1 protein-coding gene is annotated in these 7,469 nt (G+C 69.7%); it reads left to right on the forward strand.

Translation table 11 applies throughout. The annotated features are described in order from the left end of the window. Window positions 1–57 precede the first annotated feature (57 nt). Window positions 58–7,469 (forward strand): DNRLRE domain-containing protein (locus tag CV1CTNOD_RS05325; protein ID WP_207386204.1); only part of this gene is annotated, 7,412 nt, incomplete at its 3' end.

Consider the following 7,469-nt stretch of genomic DNA (forward strand, 5'->3'; position numbering starts at 1 on the left):
GCCTGTTTTCCAGCATGAACGCGGCTCCTTGGTTCCTGAGTTCTTGGGAGTGCGCCCATGGTCGGCCGGCGGCATTCTGCCCAGCGTCCGCGGATGTTTCGTGGTGTCTACCGCCGGTTTGCGCGCCGGAGGTTGACCGCCATCTCCATCGGGCTGGTGCCGCTACTGGTGCTGACCACGTTGGCGGTCGTGCAGCTGGCCGGCGGCGCGGACCGGCCGGCGCCGCTGCTGAACCCGTTCCGGAACGTGGCGTTGCCGCAGAGTTCGAACGGCAGCGCGGCGGGCCAGCAGAGCCAGGTGCCGACGGCGCGGTCGCAGACGGCGTCGGGGGTGGCGCCGTCGGCGGAGCAGGTGCGCGCGCAGGTACCGACGGTTGCGGGCGCGGTGCCGACGACGCCGCGGGAGCCGGAGCGTCCGGTGGATCTGCCGAAGCCGGATCCGGCGGCGGGTGTGGCGAGGCTCGGTGAGGCCCGGACGATGGACATGGGTGCTCCGCCGGTGGAGTGGGGGGTGTTGCCGGGGCAGGCGGCGCCACCAGGCCAGGTGGAGGTACCGGAGCGGCGGACGGCATGGAGTGACGAGTTCCGCAATCCCGACGGGACGTACACCACCCGGGTGTATTCGGCGCCGAAGCGGTTCACCGACGCCGGCGGCAAATGGGTGGACATCGACACGAACCTGGTGGCGGCGGGGGGCGGCCGGCATCGGGTGGCCGCGGTGGAGCATGCCGTCGATGTCGCGGATACCGCTGATGATCCCCGGCTGGTGGCGGTGCAGGTGGGTGCGGGTGCGTCGGTGTCGTTCGGTATCGCCGGTGCGCAGCCGGCGCGCAGCGTCGTCGACGGGCCGACCGCTTCATATGCGCAGGTGCGTCCGTCGTCGGACGTGGAGCTGTCCGGGACGCTGTCGGGAGTGAAGGAGACGCTGGTCCTGCACGGGGTGGATGCCCCGACGCGGTGGACGTTCCCGTTGGCGTTGGAGGGCCTGACAGCGGCGGTGGACGCGACGTCGCAGCAGGTCTCTCTCACGGATGCCGCGGGTGTGGTGAAGGCGGTGATTCCACGGGGATCCATGGAGGATTCCGCGATTGATCCGCACGTGGGCGGCGGGGCGTATTCGGAGGGTGTGCGTTATTCCCTGGTGACGGGGGCGGACGGTCGGAGCGCCTTGCAGGTGGATCTGGATGCACAGTGGCTGGCGGATCCGGCCCGGGTGTTCCCGGTGCGGGTGGATCCGTCGGTGGAGGTGCTGCAGGCGTGGGCGGACGACACCTACGTGTCCTCGGCATTCCCGAATACGCATTACAACACCCTGGACGACATTCACGTGGGCACCTACAACGGTGGCGCCGACGTGAACCACGGGTACATCAACTGGCAGGGCACCGCCGCGGTGAGCCAGGTCAACGTGCTGGACGTGCAGGTGGCGCTGCTGAACAGCTGGTCGTGGTCGTGCAGCGCGCGGGACGTGAGCCTGTACGAGGTGAACCAGTCCTGGGACGGCACGACGATGCTGTGGCCGGGGGCGGCGGTCGGCCCGGAGGTGGCGCGCAGCAGTTTCGCCTACGGCTATTCGTCGTCCTGCCCGGCGAACTGGGGGACGTTCCGGGATACGCGGCTGACCGCGTTGGTGGATGACTGGACGCACGGGCGGAAGGTAAACACCGGTACGTCGGTGCGGGCGAGTACGACGGACAACTACGCGTGGAAGAAGTTCCTGTCGAACAACACCGCGACCGCGGCGAACCGCCCGCAGATGTCGATCACCTACACGCCGTACGGCGCGCAGTACTCCTACCCGTCGGGCAGCCCGGTATGGCAGCAGCAGCTGACGAACAGCCAGCAGGGCAAGATATGGGTCCGGGTGAAGAACACCGGCCGGGATCCGTGGCCGGCGAACAGCACCTACATGCTCTCCTACCACGTCTATGACGCGTCGAACACGAACGTCGTCCAGTACGACGGGTATGGCACGCAGATACCGGTGACGGTGAATCCGGGGCAGACCGTCGACGTGCTGGCCACGGTGAATCCGCTGCCGCCCGGCAGTTACACGTTGCGCTGGGACATGCTGAACTATGGCGTCACCTATTTCATGGATCAGTGGATACCGCCTTTCCTGCAGTCCCTGACCGTGCCGAACGTGGCGCCGCAGGTGACGTCGGCGGCACCGGCGAACGGCGCGGCGGTGTATTCGTTGACCCCGACGCTGACGCTGACCGGGACCGACCCGGACAACTATCCCGGGCAGGGGGTGAACTACTACTTCAAGCTGTGCACCGGGTCGGACGCGAACTCGGGGACCTGCTGGGAGTCACCGGGGTGGATCAGCTCGAACACGTGGAGCCTACCCAAGGGCGCCCTGTCCTGGGACCAGACCTACTACTGGCAGGGCTGGGTAGGGGATTTCCAGCTTCCCAGCCAGCCGACGTCGGTGGCCCACCTGACCACCCGGGTTCCCCTGACCGGCCCGGAGGGCCATCTGGGATTTGACCCGTACGCACCGCCGGTGGCGAGCGTGACGCCGGTGGTGAGCAACTATGTGACGTCGACAACGGACGCGTCGGTGGCGGGCGTGGGCCCGGCATTGGGGGTGACCCGCACCTACAACAACCGCAATCCGGTCGACGGCCTGTTCGGGGTGGGCTGGTCGTCCCAGTACGACATGGCGGCGGCGCCGGATCTCGCCGGTGAGGGCAACATCGCGGTCCGTTATCCGGACGGGCGGGTGTCGCGGTTCGGCCGTAACCCGGACGGCTCGTTCGTGCCGGCGCGCGGCTACTACTCGTCGTTGTGGGCACCGTCGCCGCGGGTGGCGTCGTTCACCGGGCCGGATTCGGCGTCGTCGCTGGGCACGGCGGACACCGGTGAGGGCTGGCAGGTACTGGCCGGCACCTGGGGTGTCGCGGGTAACGACGCCTATCTGGCCGCGGCGGGGTCGGGGCGGAGCGTGGCGGTGCTGCCGGCCGGGTCGGATGGCACGGTCCGGTTCACCCTGCCGGTGGCGCAGGACAACGTGGGGGTCGCCTTCCGCGTCCAGGACGCGGACAACATGTGGGTGTTGTACGCGAAGCCGTCGGCGAATCAGCTGGTGCTGGCCAAGCGGGTCGGCGGGGTGACCACGACGGTGGCGACCGCCTCCAGTGCCTGCTGCGCGGCGTCGGACGTGTTCGCGGTGACCACGGCGGGGACGTCGATCGCGGTGTCCCGCAACGACCGGGTGGTGGCGACCGCCACCGACGGTGCGTTCCAGACGGCCACAAAAGCGGGGGTGTACGCGCTGGCGACCGGGGCGGGCCGGATCGGCGCGTTCGCTGTGCTCGACGACCAGCATCGGGATTCCTTCACCCGGGCCAACTCCGCCACCACCGCCGGCACGACCGACAGCGGTTCTGCCTGGACGGCGCTGGCCGGCACCTGGGGTGTCGACGCCAACCGCGCCTATCTGGCCGGGGCGGCGGGGAGCCGGAATCTGCTGGTGGTGCCGGCGGCGGCGGACGGCTCGTTCAGTTTCACCGAGCCGGTGACGCAGGCGAACATGGGCCTGGCGTTCCGGGTCGCGGATACGGCGAACTACTGGCGGCTGGTGGCGGTGCCGTCGTCGAGCAAGTGGCGGCTGATCAAACGGGTCAACGGGGTCGAGACGACGGTCGCGGACGCGTCGAGTTCGTGCTGCACCACCTCGGACACGTTGACGGTGGTGACGAACGGTCCGTCGATCACGGTGCTGCGCAACGGCACGCAGATCATGTCGGTGTCCGACCCGGCGGTGATGTTCGGGACGCAGGCTGGCCCGTATACGGAGGGGACCGGCTCGGGCCGGCTCGACGACATCGTGCTCACCGCGGCGGCGGTGCTGGCGGACAAGTCCGGGACGGTGTCGGCGTTCCGCTCCGACGGCCGGCTGACCCGGGTGACGGACGTGGCGGGCCGGGCGCTGCAGCTGACCTACGACGGCACCAGCCGGCTGACCCAGGCGCTGAACGTCACGGCGAACCGGGCGTTGACGTTCACCTGGTCGGGGAGTCATGTCAGCCAGGTGGCGACAGCCACGGTGGCGGCGCACGGCGGGCCGCTGGTGTGGTCGTACGGTTACACCGGCAGCAATCTGACGAGCGTGGTCTCGCCGCGGTCGGCGACGCCGACGACGTACGCGTATGCGTTCAACGGTTTGTTGGGGCAGACCGTGCTGCCGCGGGGGAACATCGCCGAGACCATCGGCTACAACCTCGACGGGACGGTGGCCTGGCGCGAGGACGGCCTGGCCAAGCGGACCACGTTTACGGTGACGAGTACGTCGCCGACGACGACGGTGCGGGTGACCGACCCGCGGGGGCACGCCGAGGACTGGGAGTACGACCTCGGGCAGCTGATCTCGCATCGGGATTCGCTGGGGGATCGCCGGTTCGCCTACAACGACCGGGGTTTTCTGGCGCAGGTCACCGACGAGAACGGCAACGTCCTGACGTTGCAGACCGACGACCGCGGGAACATCAAGGCCCGCACGACGGTGCGGATGAACCTGTTCGGGACGTTGTGGACGAACACCGAGTACTACGACTACTTCCTGGGTGCGCCGGGGGATCCCCGCAACGATCTGATGACGGTGGCCCGCGACGGCCGGTCGGCGTCGCCGACGGACGCCACCTACGCGACGACGTTCACCTACAGCCCGCTCGGGGATCTGCTGACGACGACGACCCCGGCCACGGCGGATTTCCCGTCCGGGCGGACGACGGCGTGGGCATATGCGACCGGCAGCGAGGCGGCGATCGGTGGCGGGACGGTCCCGCGGGACGTGCTGCTGTCTACCACCGACCCGCGGGGGAAGGTGACAGCGTTCTCCTATGACAGCAAGGGGGATCTGCGCCGTGACGTCGACCCGGTCGGGCTGACCCACGACTACACCTCCGACGAGCTGGGCCGGCGGGTCACGGCGAAGGAGACCTCGGACACCTTCCCGTCCGGGATCACCACCACGATCGGCTACGACAAGCTGTCCCGCGTCGCGCAGGTCACCGAACCGGGGGTGGTCAACCCGGTTTCGGGGGTGACGCACACCCGGGTCACGGCCAACAGCTACGACCTGAACGAGAACCTGACCCAGACGGTGGTGTCGGACTCCACTGGCGGGGACGCCTCGCGGACCAGCACGTACGCCTACGACAACGATGATCGGCTGACGTCGACGACCGGCGCGGCCGGCGCGCCCGAGGCCGCGACCACCGCTAAGACCTACGACGACAACGGCAACGTCGCGACCATCACCGACCCGGTCGGGACGGTGAGCGCGTTCACCTACACGGCGAAGAACCTGCTGGCGACCACGACGGTGAAGAACTTCGTGGACGACCCGGTGGCCGGCTCGACGCCGCGGGACGTGCTGGTGGAGTCGAGGGCCTACGACCCGGCGGGTCGGCTGGCGAGCATGACCGACGCGCTGGGCCGCACCCGGCAGTTCACCTACTGGCTGGACGACCTGCCTCGGCAGGACATCCTGGTCGGCTACCGGCCGCCGGACACCGTCACCGGGACGCTGTCCACCTCGGGGGCGCGGGACATCGTGCTGGTCGACCGGACCTTCGACGGGGCGGGGAACCCGATCACGACGGTGACCGGTGGGGGCCGGCTGACGGTGGGCGGGACGTTCGACGCGGCCCGGCGGCTGACCCGGACCACGGTGGACCCGTCCGGGCTGGCCCGGACCACCGACTACAGCTACGACGCGAACGGCAACGTGACGTCGATGCTGGCGGGGGCGGCGGGGACGTCGGCGACCGAACGTATGGACGTCGGCTACGACAACGCCTCCCGGCCGACGTCGCAGACGGTGTTCGGCGACGGCTCGGCCAGCTTTGTCACGACGACGCTGCGGGACCAGCGGGGGTTCGTGACCGGGACGGCGGACCCGCGGGGCTATGTGGCCGGCGGCTCCCCGGATCCGGCGTACACCACGAACAGCACGGTGGACGCCGCCGGGCGGGTCAGCCAGGTGAAGGCCCCGTCGGTGCAGGTGGAGGAGAACGGCGGTGCGCCGAGCGCGACCAGGCCCACCACCGACCTCGGCTACAACACGTTCGGGGAGGTCACGCACGCTCGGGACGCCCGCGGGCTGGTGACCACGACCGGCTACGACCGGCTGGGGCGGACCGTCCAGGTCGCCCACCCGTCCTACACCCCGCCGGGTGGGAGCGCGGTCACGCCGACGCAGTCGTGGACGTATGACCGTAACGGCAACCCGCTGACCCATGTGGATGCCCGCGGGCAGACCACGACCACGGTGTACGACCGGCGGAACCGGCCGGTGGCGATCACCGACCCGCAGGTGGCCGGGCAGCCCGCGGCCGGGGTGAGCCGGCGGGTGTACGACGACGCCGGGAACCTCACCTCGACGGTGAGCCCGATCGGGGTGTGGGCGTTCGCGGCCTATGACGATCTGGACCGGGTGTGGGCGGCCACGGCGACGGAACGGTCTCCGCAGGCGACGTTCACCACCTACACCGATCATGATGATGCCGGGAACGTCACGAAGGTGATCCGTCCGGCGAACATCGGCGCGCAGGCGGCGTGGACGGGGGTGTACGACGCGGCCGGTGGGCTGGTGCAGGAACGCGACGAGCTGACCAAGTTGACGACCCGTACCTATGATCTGGTCGGCCGGTTGGCGAGCGTGACGGATCCGTTGGGTCGGGCGAGCCGGGTCACCTATGACCGGGCGGGTCGGCGGACGGTGGTGGCGCAGTTCTCCCCGTCGAACGCCCAGTTGCGGTCGGCGAGTGTCGGCTATGACGCGGCGGACAATGCGACGTCGTCGACGGATGGTGACGGGTGGACGACGACTCGGACGTTTGACGCGCTGGACCGGGTGCGGACGCTGGTGGAGCCGGTGACGGCGTCGACGTCGGTCACGACGTCGGCCGGTTATGACGCGGTGGGGAACCGGACCCGGTTGACCGACGGGCGGGGTAACGCGACGGTTACGACGTTTAACAGTCTGGGTCTGGTCGAGAAGACGATCGAGCCGTCCACGGCGGCGCATCCCGCGACCGCGGATCGGACCTGGCAGACCTCCTTCGACGCCGGTGGGTTGCCGGTCTCGTTGGTGGAGCCAGGTGGGGTGACCCGGGGTCGGACGTTTGACGCGTTGGGTCGGTTGACCGCGGAGTCGGGGTCGGGGGGTGGTGCGGCGTCGGCGTCGCGGACGGTGGGTTATGACCTGGCCGGTCGGGTGACGTCGGTGAGCCATCCGTCGGGGAGCCAGTCGTTCACCTACAACGATCGGGATCTGCTGACGGGCAGTGCGGGGCCGGCGGGGAGCTCGTCGTTCGGGTATGACGCCAGCAGTCGGATGAGTTCGCGGTCGGATGCGGCGGGGAGTTCGTCGTTCGGGTATGACGCCCGGGATGATCTGACGTCGACGACCGGTGCGGCCACCGGCGGCACCCGCAGCCTGGGGTATGACGATGCTGG

The organism is Protofrankia symbiont of Coriaria ruscifolia (genome assembly GCF_900634745.1).
Classification (GTDB): domain Bacteria; phylum Actinomycetota; class Actinomycetes; order Frankiales; family Frankiaceae; genus Protofrankia; species Protofrankia californiensis.